The sequence below is a fragment of the Silvimonas amylolytica genome (assembly GCF_014645555.1).
GTDB classification, from domain to species: Bacteria; Pseudomonadota; Gammaproteobacteria; order Burkholderiales; family Chitinibacteraceae; genus Silvimonas; species Silvimonas amylolytica.
The window spans coordinates 327,830-343,589 of sequence record NZ_BMLY01000002.1; the positions used below are offsets into that span (position 1 = coordinate 327,830).

Annotated in this window: 18 protein-coding genes and 1 riboswitch; of the genes, 6 read left to right on the forward strand and 12 right to left on the reverse strand. The window is 58.1% G+C overall.

Annotated features, from left to right (window positions below; translation table 11 throughout):
* Positions 1-113: 113 nt before the first annotated feature.
* The 8 genes from queE to ruvB all read right to left on the reverse strand — a co-directional run bounded on the left by queE (position 114) and on the right by ruvB (position 6,840).
* The gene (gene queE, locus IEX44_RS07770) at positions 114-767 is read right to left on the reverse strand and encodes a 7-carboxy-7-deazaguanine synthase QueE (RefSeq protein ID WP_188691402.1); all 654 of its coding nucleotides are present in this window, start codon (positions 765-767) and stop codon (positions 114-116) included.
* Positions 768-924: 157 nt separating this feature from the next.
* Positions 925-1,647 carry a tol-pal system protein YbgF gene (gene ybgF, locus IEX44_RS07775; protein ID WP_188691404.1) on the reverse strand — a complete coding sequence of 241 codons (723 nt, stop codon included), beginning with the start codon at positions 1,645-1,647 and terminating at the stop codon, positions 925-927.
* 91 nt (positions 1,648-1,738) lie between these two features.
* On the reverse strand, positions 1,739-2,269 hold the full coding sequence (gene pal / locus IEX44_RS07780; protein ID WP_188691405.1) for a peptidoglycan-associated lipoprotein Pal: 531 nt from the start codon (positions 2,267-2,269) through the stop codon (positions 1,739-1,741).
* 109 nt (positions 2,270-2,378) lie between these two features.
* Complete coding sequence (gene tolB / locus IEX44_RS07785; RefSeq protein ID WP_229678818.1) at positions 2,379-3,746, reverse strand: Tol-Pal system beta propeller repeat protein TolB; 1,368 nt, start codon at positions 3,744-3,746, stop codon at positions 2,379-2,381.
* On the reverse strand, positions 3,707-4,579 hold the full coding sequence (gene tolA, locus IEX44_RS07790) for a cell envelope integrity protein TolA (protein ID WP_188691409.1): 873 nt from the start codon (positions 4,577-4,579) through the stop codon (positions 3,707-3,709). Before tolA ends, tolB begins: the two co-directional genes overlap by 40 nt.
* Positions 4,579-4,992: a protein TolR gene (tolR, locus tag IEX44_RS07795; RefSeq protein ID WP_188691411.1), complete on the reverse strand. Its 414-nt coding sequence runs from the start codon at positions 4,990-4,992 to the stop codon at positions 4,579-4,581. The genes tolA and tolR overlap by 1 nt, the downstream gene beginning before the upstream one ends.
* 12 nt (positions 4,993-5,004) lie before the next feature.
* On the reverse strand, positions 5,005-5,682 hold the full coding sequence (gene tolQ / locus IEX44_RS07800; protein WP_444544657.1) for a protein TolQ: 678 nt from the start codon (positions 5,680-5,682) through the stop codon (positions 5,005-5,007).
* A gap of 111 nt (positions 5,683-5,793) precedes the next feature.
* Complete coding sequence (ruvB, locus tag IEX44_RS07805; protein ID WP_188691414.1) at positions 5,794-6,840, reverse strand: Holliday junction branch migration DNA helicase RuvB; 1,047 nt, start codon at positions 6,838-6,840, stop codon at positions 5,794-5,796.
* Positions 6,841-6,947: 107 nt separating this feature from the next.
* A riboswitch (FMN riboswitch) is annotated at positions 6,948-7,138 on the forward strand.
* A gap of 133 nt (positions 7,139-7,271) precedes the next feature.
* On the opposite strand from ruvB, the gene ribB reads away from it, so the two are divergent.
* Positions 7,272-7,949 (forward strand): 3,4-dihydroxy-2-butanone-4-phosphate synthase, encoded by a 678-nt coding sequence (gene ribB, locus IEX44_RS07810; RefSeq protein WP_188691419.1) that lies wholly within the window; start codon positions 7,272-7,274, stop codon positions 7,947-7,949.
* Here ribB and ruvA read toward each other — a convergent pair.
* The 3 genes from ruvA to IEX44_RS07825 form a co-directional block, all read right to left on the reverse strand.
* On the reverse strand, positions 7,915-8,514 hold the full coding sequence (gene ruvA, locus IEX44_RS07815; protein WP_188691424.1) for a Holliday junction branch migration protein RuvA: 600 nt from the start codon (positions 8,512-8,514) through the stop codon (positions 7,915-7,917). The genes ribB and ruvA overlap by 35 nt on opposite strands.
* A 92-nt stretch (positions 8,515-8,606) precedes the next feature.
* On the reverse strand, positions 8,607-9,128 hold the full coding sequence (gene ruvC, locus IEX44_RS07820) for a crossover junction endodeoxyribonuclease RuvC (protein WP_188691427.1): 522 nt from the start codon (positions 9,126-9,128) through the stop codon (positions 8,607-8,609).
* Positions 9,128-10,036, reverse strand: coding sequence for an energy transducer TonB (locus IEX44_RS07825; protein WP_229678819.1), 909 nt, complete (start codon positions 10,034-10,036; stop codon positions 9,128-9,130). The genes ruvC and IEX44_RS07825 overlap by 1 nt, the downstream gene beginning before the upstream one ends.
* 117 nt (positions 10,037-10,153) lie before the next feature.
* On the opposite strand from IEX44_RS07825, the gene IEX44_RS07830 reads away from it, so the two are divergent.
* The 4 genes from IEX44_RS07830 (at position 10,154) to IEX44_RS07845 (ending at position 13,716) form a co-directional block, all read left to right on the forward strand.
* Positions 10,154-10,462 carry a c-type cytochrome gene (locus IEX44_RS07830; protein WP_188691432.1) on the forward strand — a complete coding sequence of 103 codons (309 nt, stop codon included), beginning with the start codon at positions 10,154-10,156 and terminating at the stop codon, positions 10,460-10,462.
* Positions 10,463-10,694: 232 nt separating this feature from the next.
* Positions 10,695-11,111 carry an RNA polymerase-binding protein DksA gene (gene dksA, locus IEX44_RS07835; RefSeq protein WP_184101482.1) on the forward strand — a complete coding sequence of 139 codons (417 nt, stop codon included), beginning with the start codon at positions 10,695-10,697 and terminating at the stop codon, positions 11,109-11,111.
* Between the two features lie 328 nt (positions 11,112-11,439).
* Entirely contained in the window at positions 11,440-12,510 is a 1,071-nt protein-coding gene (aroG, locus tag IEX44_RS07840) for a 3-deoxy-7-phosphoheptulonate synthase AroG (RefSeq protein WP_188691434.1), read from the forward strand.
* A gap of 117 nt (positions 12,511-12,627) precedes the next feature.
* A complete protein-coding gene (locus IEX44_RS07845; protein ID WP_188691436.1) occupies positions 12,628-13,716 on the forward strand; it encodes an FUSC family protein in 1,089 nt (362 codons plus the stop codon).
* 5 nt (positions 13,717-13,721) lie between these two features.
* On the opposite strand, the gene IEX44_RS07850 is transcribed toward IEX44_RS07845, so the two are convergent.
* Positions 13,722-14,207: a biotin/lipoyl-containing protein gene (locus IEX44_RS07850; RefSeq protein ID WP_188691438.1), complete on the reverse strand. Its 486-nt coding sequence runs from the start codon at positions 14,205-14,207 to the stop codon at positions 13,722-13,724.
* Between the two features lie 332 nt (positions 14,208-14,539).
* Here IEX44_RS07850 and IEX44_RS07855 point away from each other — a divergent pair, with 332 nt between their 5' ends.
* Positions 14,540-15,733 (forward strand): acetate/propionate family kinase, encoded by a 1,194-nt coding sequence (locus IEX44_RS07855; protein ID WP_188691440.1) that lies wholly within the window; start codon positions 14,540-14,542, stop codon positions 15,731-15,733.
* Positions 15,734-15,760 lie beyond the last annotated feature (27 nt).

The following is a 15,760-nucleotide window of genomic DNA, read 5'->3' on the forward strand; positions in this document are numbered from 1 at the left end:
ACCAGGTGAAATGGAAAAAGTCTTTGCAGTATGGCTTACCGCGCCGGACAAAGCCCAGTGCGGGATGTCCAGCAAAAACACGGTGTCGCTATCGGCCATTGGCGGGCGCCGGTTCAAACCCCCGGGCGATCGCCCCACAGGATCTTGTGCAACTGCACCTGCATGCGTACCGGCAGATGGTCTTCCAGCACCCAGGCGGCCAGATCGGCGGGTTTGAGGGTTTCCCAAACCGGTGAGAACAACACTGGCGCGCGATCGGCGAGCTGTTTGTCACGCAGCAAATCCCGCGCCCATTCGTAGTCTGCGCGATCGCAAAGTACGAATTTGATCTCGTCACCCTTGTTTACCGCATCCAGGTTTTCCCAGCGCATTTTGGCAAGCTCGCCCGAGCCGGGGGTTTTGATGTCGACAATACGCGATACGCGCGCGTCGACGTTCTCAATCTGCAGCGCCCCGCTGGTTTCCAGGCTGACATCAAAGCCTTCGTCGCACATACGCTTGAGGAATGCGAGGCTATGTTTTTGCGCCAGCGGCTCACCACCGGTCACACAGACCGTTTTGGCGCCAAAAGAGCGCACTTTCTCGACAATGGCATCAAAGCTCTGGGTCTCGCCGCCGTGAAATGCGTACGCGCTGTCGCAATAGCCACAGCGCAAGGGACAGCCGGTAAGCCGCACAAAGACGGTGGGCACGCCCATGCGGCTGGTCTCGCCCTGCAGCGAGAAGAAGATTTCGGTAATGCGTAAAGAGGGTGCTTGTTCAGCCATAAAACAGTTACTCCATGCTGGAAACACAGTCCAGCGGACAATCAAATGGTATGCAGCAGTTGCGACAAACCGGGAATTTTCCAACCGGATAAAAGTCCGGCGGAAAACAAAACGGCGTCGGCCGAGACCGACGCCGCCATGTGTACAGATACAACCCTTAGTTGGTGGTCAGCAGTGCCTTCTTGGCAATGGCTGCTTTGTCCGAACTGGGGTATTTCTCCAGCAATTGTAACAGGTATGCGCGGGCACTTTTCTTGTCACCCGATGCATTGGCAGCCACTGCGCGGCCATAGAGTGCATCAGGCGCAATCTGGCTGTCCGGCGCATCTTCAAGCACAGCGGCGTACGCGCTTTGTGCCGCCTTGTAATTCTTCAGATTGGTTTGACTGACACCCAGCCAGTAATTGGCAACGGGGGTCTGGTCGCTATCCGGATTAGCCTGGATAAACTGCGTCAGCGCACTGACCGCTTCCTTGTTCTTGCCGTTTTTAGCCAGCGAGACCGCGGCATCGAGCGTTTGCTGCACGCTGGCTTGCTGCTGCTGGGCAGCCTGCGCTTTGGCTTGCTCGATGTTACGCACACGGGTGTCCAGATCAACGTACAAGTCTTTCTGGCGCTTGGTGGCTTCATCCAGATTGTATTGCAGGGTTTCGTTCTGGCCGCGCAAGGTGGCCAGGTCCTGCTTGAGTTGCTCAATCTGGTTAACCAGATCCAGCATGCGTTTGTTACCCGCTTCCAGAAGCTGGATGCGCTGTTCCTGCGCGCTCACCTGGGTTTGCAGATCCTGAATCTGCTTGCGGGCATCATCATCACTGAACAGACCGGCGTTGGCATGCGCGGCGGCGAACGCCAGCACCACGATAGCTGCAATTCGTTTCATCGTTTCCAGATCACCATGTGAAAACAGCGTTGAACCAGCCCCTGCCAGCCCAACGCTGCACGATAAGCAGATTCAGTTCAGCAATCAAGCCTTACTGGGCGGATTCGCCTTGATAAACGATCTGCGTACGACGGTTACGTGCCCAGGCTTCTTCGGTGTCGCCTTGTTCGATTGGCTTTTCCTTACCAAAGGAAACGCTTTCGATCTGGCTATCCGCCACGCCCAGCGCTTGCAGTTGTTTCTTCACTGCATCAGCACGCTTTTGGCCCAGGGCCATGTTGTACTCGGCAGTACCGCGGTTATCGGTATTGCCTTGCAGAATCACCTTGGCGTCCTTGTGTTCCAGCAAATACTTGGCGTGGGCCTGGATCAGGTCGTTGTACTTGGCATCGACAGCGTAAGAGTCAAAGCCAAAGTAAACATTACGCTGCGACAGAATGTTGTTCGGGTCGGTCAGCGGATTGTTGGCCGGCAGGTTCTGACCTTGAGTCAGATCCACAGTGGCTGGCTTGTTCTCAGCAACCGGTGCAGGGGTCGGTGTGGCCACAGGGGCCGGCTTGGGCGAAGAAGCGCATGCGGCAAGCAGGGCAGTGAGCAGAGCGCTCATCAGGATTTTTTTCATTTCAAAGAATCTCCAAAAGTGTGCATTTGCAGCCCATCGGCAGCGATGGGTTACCGCAGCCCGCTCAACATGGCACAGCTGCGTATGCGTCCCGACTGATTAACTGGTTTTATTTCAGCATGGGCCCCCATGCCGGCTGCCTTACATCACCCGCTTGCGCCCGCAAACGCGCCTTGACGCGGCCATCGCTGGATACCGCAGCCAGCACGCCTTTGCCGCCAAGCTGTGTTTCGTACAAGACCATGCGGCCATTAGGCGCAAACGTGGGTGAATCGTCACGGCTGGTCTCGGTCAACACCTGCACCTGGCGGGTGGACATATCCATGACAGCCGTCTTGTACCCGCCCCCTTGCTGGGTGACGAATACCAGTGTTTTACCATCGGGGCTGACTTTGCCCGATGCGTTATACCCACCCTGGAAGGTCAGGCGTTCGGCATTGCCGCCACTGGCGGACATGCGATAAATCTGTGGTGCGCCACCCCGGTCAGACGTGAACACAATCTGGCCATCTGGCGTGAAGGAGGGTTCAGTGTTGATATCCCCCGTATTGGTCAGGCGGCGCGGATTGCTGTTGGTGCCGTTGGCGTCGATCACATAAATCTGCGAGCCACCTTGCTTGGTCAGCACAACCGCCAGTTTGCTGCCATCCGGCGACCAGGCCGGGGCTGAGTTGCTGCCCCAGAAATTGGCCGCTTTCCAGCGCTTGCCAGTCATCAAATCCTGAACGTAAACAATAGGCTTCTGGTCTTCAAACGAGACATAGGCCAGACGCGTGCCATCAGGCGACCACTTGGGCGACATGATGGGCTGGTTGGAGGCCAGAATGGCTTGCGAGGCGAAACCATCCGCATCGGCCACTTGCAATTCAAAGCGCTTGCCTTGCTTGACCACGTAGGCAATCCGCGAGTTGAACATCGGCCCAAAGCCGGTGACCTTCTCGTACACCATGTCGGCGATCTTGTGCGCGGCGTAGCGCATCTTGGCCGGCGGTACGATCAGCTCATAACCGACCAGTTGCTGTTTGCTCGCCACATCGACCAGGCGGAACTTGATGGAAACCTGCGCGCCCTGCGGCGTGACACTACCGATCAGGATGGTCTGTGCGCCCTTGGCGGTCACTGCCGGGAAATTGATCTGCGGCTGTTCATAAGGCACGGGCGAGAGGTCACCCGCGCCGATCACTTTGAACAGGCCGCTGCGGGTGAGGTCATCACTCACCACCGGCGTCACCGGCTGTTGCTGCTGAACTTCGTTCTGGAATGGCGCGATGGCAATCGGGTACTGGTTGGCACCCACGCCCACCACATCAAACGAGATGTCGGCGTGGGCAGCAGCGCTAGCCAGAAGGCTCATGGCTACAACAAAACGGGCAAAGCGTAACAGCACGGGTTTGTTCTCCTTGTTCAGTTCACGCAGCAGATACGTCTGTTTCCGGGTTAATCCTTGAGCCGGAAGCTCGGCGTCAATGAGCGCCACTCGCCGGTAAACGGCGTACTTCCGGGTCGTGGCGGCAGCCGGCCCAGATCAAGAATGGCGCGCTTGACCGCATCATCATAGGCACCATTTCCGCTCGATTTGATGACTTGTACGTCTTGCACCGTACCGTCCGGCAGCACGTTGATCCGCATATTCACCGACGGGTTTTCATCCCCGTTCGGCGAGTAATGAATCCGCGACTTAAGCAAGCTGCTTAGACCTGCGAGGTAACCCCCGCTGCCCCCCGCACCGGTGCCTTTACCTCCTGCCGGACCCGTATTGCTGGTCGCATCCGGGTTGTTGCCCTTACCGCCTGCCTTGCCATTGGGCTTGGCCTCAGCAGTGTTGGTCAGCGTATTGGCTGACAGCAACGCATCCATGGAATTCGGATCAGGCTTTTTCTTCGGAGCCGGCGTTGGCTTGGGCGCTTTGGTCGGCTCCGGCGTAGGCGCAGGAGTCGGTTTAGGCGTCGGCGTCGGCGTTGGCTTCGGAGTCGGGGTAGGCGTCGGCTTTGGCGTGGGCTTGGGCGTCGGCGCAACCTTGACCTTTTCTTCCTGAATATCCGGCTTGGGCTCAGGCGTAACCACGGGCTCCGGGGTCACAATCTGTTGCTTGACCGGTTTTTCCTGGACAGGTTCAACAATTTTTTCAGGTGCCGGTGGTGGACCACCCCACAACTCGACTTCTACCGTCTGGGCCTTGTGGGTTTGCCAATGCACCGAGAACACCAGAAACAGCACGAGCAAGGCGTGCACGACAATCGCGAGGATCAGCGAGAGCGTGTTTTTTTCTTCCGGATGCCGTTCAGGACGTTGTTCCATCACTGCGTTCATCAGCGGGTGTTCACCTTCAGGCCAACACGGGCAATGCCGGCTTGCTTGAGCGCATCCATGGCATTCATCACTGCTTCATAGCGCACCGATTTGTCCGCGGCGATCACCACCGGACGATCCGCATTGGCGCCAAGATGTGCCTTGACCATATCGGCCAGACCTTTGACGTCCGGCGTGGTCTCGGTATTGCCCTTGTCATTAACCTTGATGCTGCCATCGGCGTTGATTTCGACAAACACCGGGGCGACATCCATCTGTTTGTCGGCCTTGCCCACGGAGGGCAGATTGACCACACCACTTTGCATCATCGGCGTGGTCACCATAAAGATCACCAGCAGCACCAGCATCACGTCGATATAAGGCACGACGTTGATCTGGTTCATCGCGCGGCGAGGGCGTCGGGTACGTGCCATTGCGCCGGCCCCTTAACGTGCAGCCTGACGTTGCAGGATGTTGGAGAATTCTTCGATAAAGCTGTCAAAACGGCTGGCCAGCTGGTCCACGTCATGCGCAAAGCTGTTGTATGCCACCACGGCCGGAATCGCGGCGAACAAACCAATTGCGGTTGCTACCAGCGCTTCGGCAATACCCGGTGCGACGTTAGCCAGTGTCGCCTGGCCCACATTCGCCAGACCACGGAAGGCGTGCATGATGCCCCACACGGTGCCGAACAAACCTACGTACGGGCTGACCGAACCGGCAGAGGCAAGGAAAGAGGTGTGTTTGTCCAGGTAATCCAGTTCACGCTGGTAAGCAGCACGCATGGCGCGGCGAGTGCCTTCCATGGTGTCAGACAATTCCATACCGCCTTTCTGGCGCAATTTCAGGAATTCTGAGAACCCGGCAATAAAAATGCGCTCAATACCGTTGGGCGTACCCCGACGTACCTGTTCGTACAGCGCATTCAGATCAGAGCCACTCCAGAAGCGGTCTTCAAACTCTTCCGTGCGCTTTTTGGCTTTGGAGATCGTGAAGTGCTTGCTGAAAATGCGCCACCAACTCAGCAGCGACACCAGTACCAAAATCGCCATAACCACCTGAACGACCGTGCTGGCCTCTGTGATCAGCGACAGAATCGACATGTCCTGGGTACCGACTTCCACGTTTTTTTATCTCCCTTGGTGGCCGTAGTGCGGCCTGAATGCAACATTTTAGGCGCCGAAGCACCTTTCTTCGTATGAAATTATGCCGCGTGAATATTCACGTTTCTCTAGTCAAAACCCCGCATCTGCATTGGGCGGGTTCACACCAAAATGCTGGTAAGCCAGTAAAGTCGCCACTCGGCCACGCGGCGTGCGCTGCAACAGACCTTGCTGAATCAGATAAGGTTCCAGCACATCTTCGATGGTGTCTGAGGCTTCTCCTATAGCCGCCGCCACATTATCCAGGCCTACCGGGCCGCCACCGAACTTGTTGATGACTGCGTCAAGCAGCTTGCGGTCCATCACATCCAGCCCGGCATGATCGACATCCAGCATCAAGAGCGCAGCGTCGGCGACTTCACGCGTGACCACGCCATCGGCTTTGACCTCGGCGTAATCACGCACACGGCGTAGCAGCCGGTTGGCAATCCGCGGCGTGCCCCGAGAGCGGCGCGCTACTTCAAACGCGCCACCGTCTTCCATGTTGACATCCATCAGGCTAGCCGAGCGTTCGACAATCCGCGTCAGTTCTTCTGCGCTGTAAAACTCCAGCCGCGCCACAATGCCGAAACGATCACGCAACGGGTTAGTCAGCATGCCGGCGCGGGTCGTGGCGCCGACAAGCGTGAATGGCGGTAGATCAAGTTTGACCGAGCGCGCAGCGGGCCCCTCACCAATCATGATGTCCAGCTGGAAGTCTTCCAGCGCCGGATAGAGGATTTCCTCCACTACCGGGCTGAGCCGGTGAATTTCATCAATGAACAGCACGTCGTGCGGTTCAAGGTTGGTCAAGAGCGCCGCCAGATCGCCCGCGCGCTCCAGCACCGGGCCGCTGGTCTGGCGCAGGTTCACACCCAGTTCGCGCGAGATAATGTGCGCGAGCGTGGTTTTGCCCAGTCCTGGCGGACCAAACAACAAAACATGATCGAGCGCTTCGCCGCGCTTTTTGGCGGCTTCGATAAAGATCTCCAGCTGACCGCGTGCCTTTTTCTGCCCGACATATTCGTCCAGCATTTTCGGGCGCAGGGCACGTTCCAGCTGTTCCTCCTGCTGGGATATGGTTTTGGCGGTAATCAGCCGTTCTGGGGGTGCGGCAGAGAGCGAATCGGTTTCGATCATCGGTGTGTTTTTCCACAGGCAAGGCAAACAGCCGGCATGGGGAAAGCACCAAGGAGGCACCTTGAGCCCCATGCTAGACTGGTAATCCGGCTATTGTAGCCGGATAGGTACGTCTTCAGGGCGGGGCGAAATTCCCCACCGGCGGTAGGGCGATGGAAGGACCGTGTGTCAGCGGCTCACCATTCGTCAAGCCCGCGAGCGCTTCTTCAGCAGCCAGATCAACGGTGATGGGGAAGGTCAGCAGATCCGGTCCAATGCCGGAGCCGACGGTCACAGTCCGGATGAAAGAAGCACGTGCTCACCCGTAACCCGCACGCGGCTTGCGCTTTTTCGCATGTCCGACGGGTTATGGGTGTGTATCCGTCAAACTTTATGTTGTTCGCCCTGAAACGTTTTTCGCGGTTGTACCAGCTTTTGCGAGGACGTTTCCCATGCAGTTTTCCCCAGTTTCCCTCAGCCCCGCCGATACCTCCGCCGTTGAGGCCGCCGTCACTGCCATTGCCGCCGGCAAACCCGTTTTGCTGCTGGACGATGATGATCGTGAAAACGAGGCTGATATCGTCATGGCGGCCGAGACCGTTACCATCCCCGATATGGCATTGATGATTCGCGAGTGCAGCGGCATCGTCTGCCTGTGCCTGTCAGAGGAGATGGCCGATGCGCTGGATTTACCGCCCATGGTACCGGCCAACCAGAGCCGCTATCAGACCGCGTTCACGGTAACGATTGAAGCGGCGGCAGGTACCACCACCGGTGTATCTGCGGCAGATCGGGTCACCACTATTCTGGCCGCGGTGAGCGATGGCGCCAGGCCAGAACATCTGACCCGGCCTGGCCATGTTTTCCCGCTACGTGCCCGCAATGGTGGCGTACTGGCGCGGCGCGGCCATACCGAAGGATCGGTTGATCTGGCGCGTCTCGCAGGGTTCAAACCAGCGGCAGTGTTATGTGAGTTGATGAACCCGGATGGCACCATGGCGGTTGGCCAACAGATCACCGGATTCGCGCGCAAGCACAGCATGCCAGTGCTGACCATTGCCGCGCTGGCACGCTACCTGGCAGTGCAGATGCCGCTTAACCGCGTACCAGCTGTCGCAGAGCCAGCTTGATGCCCTGAGCAACATCGACATCTGCTGGCAGTTCCTTCATGGCCTGGGTTGCTTCGCGATCGTTGTAACCCAGCGCCAGCAAGGCATGCAGAATGTCGGCGCGGCCGCCTTGTTCTTGCGGGGCTGCCGCGGCGCTGCCTGGCATGACGGTCGAGGCCGCCACGCTGCCCAGTTTGCCTTTGAGTTCCAGCACCAGTCGCTCGGCTGTTTTCTTGCCGATGCCAGGCACTTTGGAAAGCCGGACCGTATTCTCGGTCGCAATCGCCAGCGCCAGTTCATCAGCCGACAAGCCTGACAAGATAGCCAGCGCGATTTTCGCCCCGATACCGGTGATCTTGATCAGCGCGCGGAAGAGGTCGCGCTCATCACGCGTGGCAAATGCGTATAAAAGCTGTGCGTCTTCCCGCACCACCATGTGGGTGAACAGCGAGACTTTCTCACCCAGATGCGGCAGCACGTAGATGGTGCTCATGGGCACATCAACTTCATAACCCACGCCACCCACGTCGATGATCAATTGCGGCGGTTGTTTTTCAATGAGCGTACCGCTCAGCCTTCCTATCATGCTGGTTTCCTGAATGCGGGGGATTTGAACGAAAGATGCGCCAGTATATCGGGCGAGGGCGTTAAAACCGCGAAAAAGAAGGCAAGCGTGGTTCAGGTCAGCCGGCCACGCCGCATTTTCAGGCCGCTGCCCAATTGCTTGAGCACACTGCCCGCGTTCTGAGCGTGAGTGAGGGCCACGGCCAGGGCGTCGGCCGCATCGGCCTGTGGCAGGCCATCAAGCCGCAACAGGCGTTGCACCATATGCTGCACCTGGGTTTTGTCGGCATGGCCATTACCCACCACGGCCTGTTTGACCTGGAGCGCGGTGTATTCAGAAATAGGCAGACCAGCAATCACAAGCCCGGCCAGCACCGCGCCACGTGCCTGGCCCAGCATCAAGGTCGATTGTGGATTGACGTTCACAAACACCAGTTCGACCGCGGCCACATCAGGCTGGTAGTGCTTGCAGACTTCAGCAATACCCTCCAGCAAACTGGCCACCCGCGCCGGCAACGTAGCGCCCTGCGGTGTGCGGATACACCCAGACGCCACATATACGCGTTGTTGCCCCGAGATATCCAGCACACCAAACCCGGTGACACGGGAACCGGGGTCGATGCCCAGTACGCGCATTACTGGGTACCCAGGGTTTGCAGATGTTCTTGCGTGAACGACCAGCGCCGGGTCACCACCAGCACGGAGGCGTGATTACCATTGTCATCCACCAGGCCCTTGGGCAGGCGGCTGAACGGGGCCGAGCGCTGCAAAATGCCCAGCGCGGCTTTATCCAGACGGGCGTCGCCCGAACTGCGATCCACCACCGCAGAACGCAATGAGCCGTCCTGGTTGATCTCGGCCGTCAGCGTCAATTGCCCGTACAGTTGCTTGCCGGTGGCGTCCTTGGGGTAAATATTGGCCCCCATGCGCTCGATTTTTTCTTTCCAGTCTGACTCCCACAATGCCGTCAGGCTCTTGTTGGCTGCCAGACCAATGCGCACCTTGCGTGGACGCTGTTGGTATTCGTTGTAATTTTGATCGATCTTGCCCATGGCACCAGACAATTCCTTGACCTGCTGCTCACGCTTCTGGTCGTCAGAACCATTGGACTGGCTTTGCTGGTTTTTGCCCTGGTTATCCTGCAATTGTTTGATCGTGGCCGGAACCTGCGCCTTCAGCTGCGTCATCAACCTGGCCGAGTCTTGCTCGAGTTGTTGTTCCTGACGCAACACTTGTTGCAGTTCGGTATTGAATTTGTCGGTCTGGGCCGGCAAGGGGCTGGACACCTGCTTGTCGGCATCCGTATTGCCCCCGGCATCCTGGTTCACCTGCGCCCGCACCTTGGCCTTGGAAGGCGCGGTATCTGTGGCTTTGTTGACCAGCTCTACCTGCATGAATTCCTGTGCGGAAGCGGGCAGGATCTCCGGATGTGTGATGCCGATCCCGAGGATAACCGCTGCGTGTGCCAGTGCGGACACCGCGAACCCGGTCGTCATGGAACGGCCGTTGCGCAACATTGCAAAATCGCCTGTGATTGAAGTCATCGCGCGAGTGTAGCATAGCAGTCAAGGCCGCCAACCCGAGCCGCCCGGCGCATCGTTTGCAAGCCTGACCGGCATTGTTAATATGCCCACTCGCCCTTATATGGATGTGATCAGAAAATGCGCTTGAGTACGCTACTGGTTTCCTGTGTCTTGCTGGCTGCAGCCTCGGCCCATGCCGATGACGGTGCCAAGGTTGCCGCTAAATACAACTGCCTGGCTTGCCATGCGGTCGATCACAAAATCGTGGGGCCCTCTTACCACGACGTGGCAAACAAATATCGTGGCCAGCCCGGCGTTGAAGCCAGGCTGATGAAGAAAGTGAAAGAAGGGGGCGGCGGCACATGGGGCACCATTGCCATGCCTGCGCAACAGATCGGTGATGACGATCTGAAAGTCATCATCAAGTGGGTTCTGTCACAGAAATAGGATTACGCTTGATGGTCAGTGTTGCCATCAAACCGTAATTTGTTGAGCGGACTCAGCCAGTTGTATGCCGTTTGTCGCGCGTGGCCGCAAGGCAACGGAAGATGTCATCCGGCTGATATTGCATTGGGCGCACGAGTTGATTAAGCTCCATGCCCATTTGGCGGACCGGGTTTTGTAAGCTGCCATTATTAAAACTGCCGGCCCCGCCCGGTTCTGAAAAGCGAGTATCACAATGGCCAAACTCACCGAACAAGACATCCTCAGCTGGAATGGTCCGGAAGACGAGTACATGAACGCAGATCATCTGCAGTTCTTCCGTGAGCTGTTGCTGAAGATGAAGCAAGAACTGCTCGCCAACGCGAACCAGACCAGCCAGCACCTGCAAGAGCAGGAAGCCACGCCTGATCCGGCTGATCGCGCCACGCTGGAAGAAGAATACGCACTCGAACTGCGCACCCGTGATCGCGAACGCAAGCTTTTGCTGAAGATCGACTCCACGTTGCGCAAGCTCGATGACGGCTCTTATGGTTACTGCGAAGACACGGGCGAGCCGATCGGCCTTGCTCGTCTGGTAGCCCGTCCGACTGCATCGCTGTCGCTTGAGGCGCAAGAACGCCGCGAGCGTCTGAAGAAGCAGTTCGCAGACTGATCCGCCCGTTAGCGATGCCAGCCCGTTGCTACGGCTGGCCGACGACGCGCTCCGGCGCGCCGTTTACACCGCACCTGTCGCCGTTTTGGCCAGGTGCGGTGTTGTTTTATGCCCCTCGGGACTTTCCCGCACACTTCTGTTTGGCATGATGGGCCCGCACCTGACATTTAACGGGTTTGCGGCACCTGTTTAGTGCAAGTTCACGGCAGATCGCCCCAGAAGGCGTCTTTGCTCTTGTTCGCAAATGACGGGCAGGCTACTCTAGCGTTTCCCCCTTAAATCTTGCGGTGCAACACATACGGGCACCGGCCGACCTCCAGGACCGTTTATGCAATACCAGACCGACGACGTACGTATTCGTGAAATCAAGGAGTTACTGCCTCCGGTTGCCGTTCTGGAAAAGTATCCGGTCACCGAGACCGCATCTGCCACCACTTTCCAGGCGCGCCAGGCCATTCAGGATATCCTGCATGACCGCGATGATCGTTTGCTGGTCATTGTCGGCCCCTGTTCGATCCACGACCCCAAAGCCGCGCTGGAATACGGTCGCAAGCTCAAGGTGCTGCGTGAAGAGCTGAAAGACCATCTGGAAGTGGTGATGCGCGTGTATTTCGAGAAGCCGCGTACCACGGTGGGCTGGAAAGGGCTGATCAACGATCCATTCCTGGATGGCAGTTTCAATATCAACGAAGGCCTGCGCATCGCTCGCAAGCTGCTGCTTGATCTGAACGATTCTGGCCTGCCAACGGCCGGTGAGTTCCTCGATATGATCACGCCGCAGTACATGGCTGATTTGATGAGCTGGGGCGCGATCGGCGCCCGGACCACCGAGTCGCAAGTACACCGCGAACTGGCTTCGGGTATTTCGTGCCCGGTCGGTTTCAAGAACGGTACTGATGGCAATCTGCGGATTGCCATGGACGCCATCCGTTCAGCTTCGGCCCCGCACCATTTCCTGTCTGTCACCAAGATGGGTCATTCGGCCATTGTCGCGACCGCCGGTAACCCGGACTGCCATGTGATTCTGCGCGGCGGCAAAGAACCGAACTACGACGCCAACCACGTGCGCTCTGCCATGGCTGATCTGGCGGGCGCCGGTCTGCCTGAAAAACTGATGGTGGATTTCAGCCATGCCAACAGCCGCAAGGACTACCGTCGCCAGATGGAAGTCTGTACCGACGTCTCTGCGCAGATCGCCGAAGGCAACAAGGCGTTGTTTGGTGTGATGATTGAAAGCCATCTGGTGGAGGGCCGTCAGGACCAGGTTGAAGGCAAGGAACTTTGCTACGGCCAGTCGATTACGGATGCCTGCATTGGCTGGAATGACACCGAAAAAGCCCTGACCGAACTGGCGAACGCCGTTGCGCAACGCCGGGCGTTGAGCAAGCTTGGCCGATAAGTCTTGCCTGCAAGACGCCGCAAATAGAAACGCCCCGGTTAAACGGGGCGTTTTGCATGACGCGAACCAGGTCAGTCTGGTCTGGACAAGTTGCGCTGAACTGGCATGATTAAAGTCATGCGCGAACCCTTGGTACCCCTTCATTTGCTGGCCCTGAATGCCGATGCATCCCTGCCCTGGCGGCAAGCGGTGTCTTCAGGTATCGCAGTGGGTATACCGGCATTGGTTGGACTGCTGGCTGGCGATGTCATCGGTGCCTTGCTGGGTGCCATTGGTGGCCTCTATGCCACTTTGCTTGATTATGGCGGTACAGCGCGTCATCGCCTGATGACACAGGCATTCGGCCTCATTGTCATTCTCGGTAGCGGCGCGATCGGCCTGTGGTTAGGACCGCACCACATCATGATGTTTGTCTCACTGGCCGTCCTGACCTTTGTGATCGGCTGGAATGACGGCCTTGGTGTGGCGCTGGATAACATCTTTCGCTTTGCCGCCCTCGCGCTGGTGCTCTACGCCTATCTGACCGCGCCACCCGCCGCGGCTTTTATTTACCTGGCGCTGGGTATTGGCGTGGGTGTCGTATCAGTTCTGGTGGATGACCGTTTGTGGCCCCGTGCGTTGCCGCGGCAGCATCCCGGCCTGCGCAACAGTTTCCGGCGTATACGAGCCGGGCACAGTGCGGGTATCTGGCACGCCTTGGGCTTAAGTGTGACAACATGCGCAGCGCTATGGATTGCCCAGCACACGCACTATCCACGCCCTGCATGGGTGGCAACCGTGGTGTTATTTGTCACCCGCCCCGATGGGCTTGATAGCCTGACACGGTTATTTCGCAGCGTTTTTGGCGCGATTATTGGCGTCGCGCTGGCCTGGTTGGTCAGCCACCTGACGCCGCAAGCCTGGGCACTCTATGGCTGGGCGGTGTTGTTTGCCTTCCTGCGGCCTTTGGCACTCGCCCGCAATTTCTGGGCTCACTACGCCTTAATGACCGCCATGATCTTGCTGTTGTTCGATTTGATGTTCTACCCCAGCGGGAATCATCTGGCGGGGATCGAAATACTTGGTATTCGCCTGCATGGCGTATTGCTGGGTTCGGTGATCGCCCTGTTGGGCATGGTCACCTTCAACCGCCAGGCCCGGGGCTATTTTGTGCAACAAGTGCGCGATTACTCACCCGCATGGTTGGGTGGCCGCCGGAAACCCTGAGCCGGTCAGCGGCGCAACAGGCCCCGAACGTGCCGTTCCACATCGGCCTCTTCGATCTCGCCATGTGTACCACCTGGCGCCACTTCGGCCAGATCAACGCCCAGCCGCGCAGCCAGTTGTGCGGCTTTCAGGCTCACCACCAGATAATCGCGGCGCGGGGTTATGTTAGCCGGCGCCAGCAGTGGCGGTTCATCGTCGCCATCCTGCACGGGCGGCGGCAGGATCTCCAGCATATCGCCGTCTTCGTCTTCGACTTCCATCATCAGCAGCAGACCAGTGGCTTCCACCTGATCGCCCTGTTCCACCATAAAGCGATCCACGAACCCTGCCGCAGGTGCGTGCACAACGATGTCCGTTTCACCGGCGCGCAAAGTGACCAGCACGGCGTCGGCCAGCACCGCTTCGCCCTCGGCCCGATGAAGCTGGGTCACGATGGCATGGCCGGCAAATTCCGGGGCACAGATAAGGTGGGTCGTATATTCTTTTGTCATTATCTTCAAGCTGGTTTTGCCAACCTTTCCGGCGCGCAACCTGGTAAATATCTACGCAAAGCGTATTGATATGTACCAATATTTGCTTTTGATGGCGTCATAAAATATGCATTCGTAGTTTTACTACGTACTTGCAGGTGCATCGTGTGCCTGCCCGTACCGCAGTATATCCGTTTGCCTGCCCATGACCGAAAATCGGCGCTGTAATCCAGCCCGGATTGGCCCCTGGGTTATTTTCAGGCTGCCAGCTGGCTTGCCCACCCGCAAGCCACCCTGGTGGAACCAGCCCGTTGTGGGTCGCGCCCTGAGCGCGATCCAAGGAGAAGCCCCACATGAACGACCTGATCCTGATCATCAATGCCGGCTCGTCCAGCATCAAGTTTTCCTTGTTCATCCAGACTGCCGCAGACCCTGCATTGCTATACAAAGGTCAGGTTGAGGGGATTTACGTCGACCCGCAATTCTCTGCCAAAAACGCTGCAGGGGATAAACTGGCCGATGAAAAATTGCCGGCCGATGCACCCCGCAATCATGATTACGCACTGCGTTATCTGCTCAACTGGGTCCAGGCCCATACCGAAGGCCGCAAACTGGCGGTGATCGGTCACCGTGTGGTGCACGGCGGCACCGCCTTCACCAAACCGGTGAAAGTGGATGCAAGTGTGCTCGCAGAACTCGATACCACCATCCCGTTGGCCCCGCTGCACGCGCCACACAATATCGGCCCGATGAAGACGCTGGCCGGCCTCTTGCCGGACGTGCCACAGGTAGCGTGTTTTGACACCGCCTTCCATCGCACCCAGCCCGAGATCAATCAGCTCTATGCATTGCCGGTAGAACTGGCCGAGCGCGAAGGCATCCGCCGCTGGGGTTTCCACGGGCTTTCGTACGAATATATCTCCAGCGTGCTGCCTGATATCGATGCCCGTGCCGCATCAGGCCGTGCCGTGGTGTGTCACCTGGGCAATGGCGCCTCCATGGCCGCGCTGCACAAGGGCCTGTGCGTACTGACCACCATGGGCTTCACGGCGCTGGAAGGCCTGCCAATGGGCACGCGCACCGGCACCATCGATCCGGCCATCGTGCTGCACTTGATGACGCATCTGAAAATGAATGCCGCAGAGATCGAATCGCTGCTGTACAAAGAGTCTGGGCTGCTGGGATTGTCGGGCGTGTCCAGCGACATGCGTGAACTGCACGCCAGCAGTGAGCCTCGTGCACGTCTGGCCATTGAATACTTTGCCAGTCGCATCGTGCAGCAAGTCGGCTCACTGGCGGCTTCGCTGCAGGGTATCGATGCGCTGGTATTCACCGCGGGTATCGGCGAGAACGACGATGAACTGCGCCGCCTCGTCTGCGCACCGTTGCAATGGCTTGGGGTGCATCTGGATGAACCCGCCAACAAGGTCCGCAGCGGGGAGCCACGGCGCATTTCCAACGCGCAAAGTACTGTTGCGGTCTATGTGATCCCGACCAATGAGGAATTGATGATCGCCCGACACGCCCTGCGTTGCATTGGCGCCTGATTGAATCACTGCTGACCAGACGAAAGG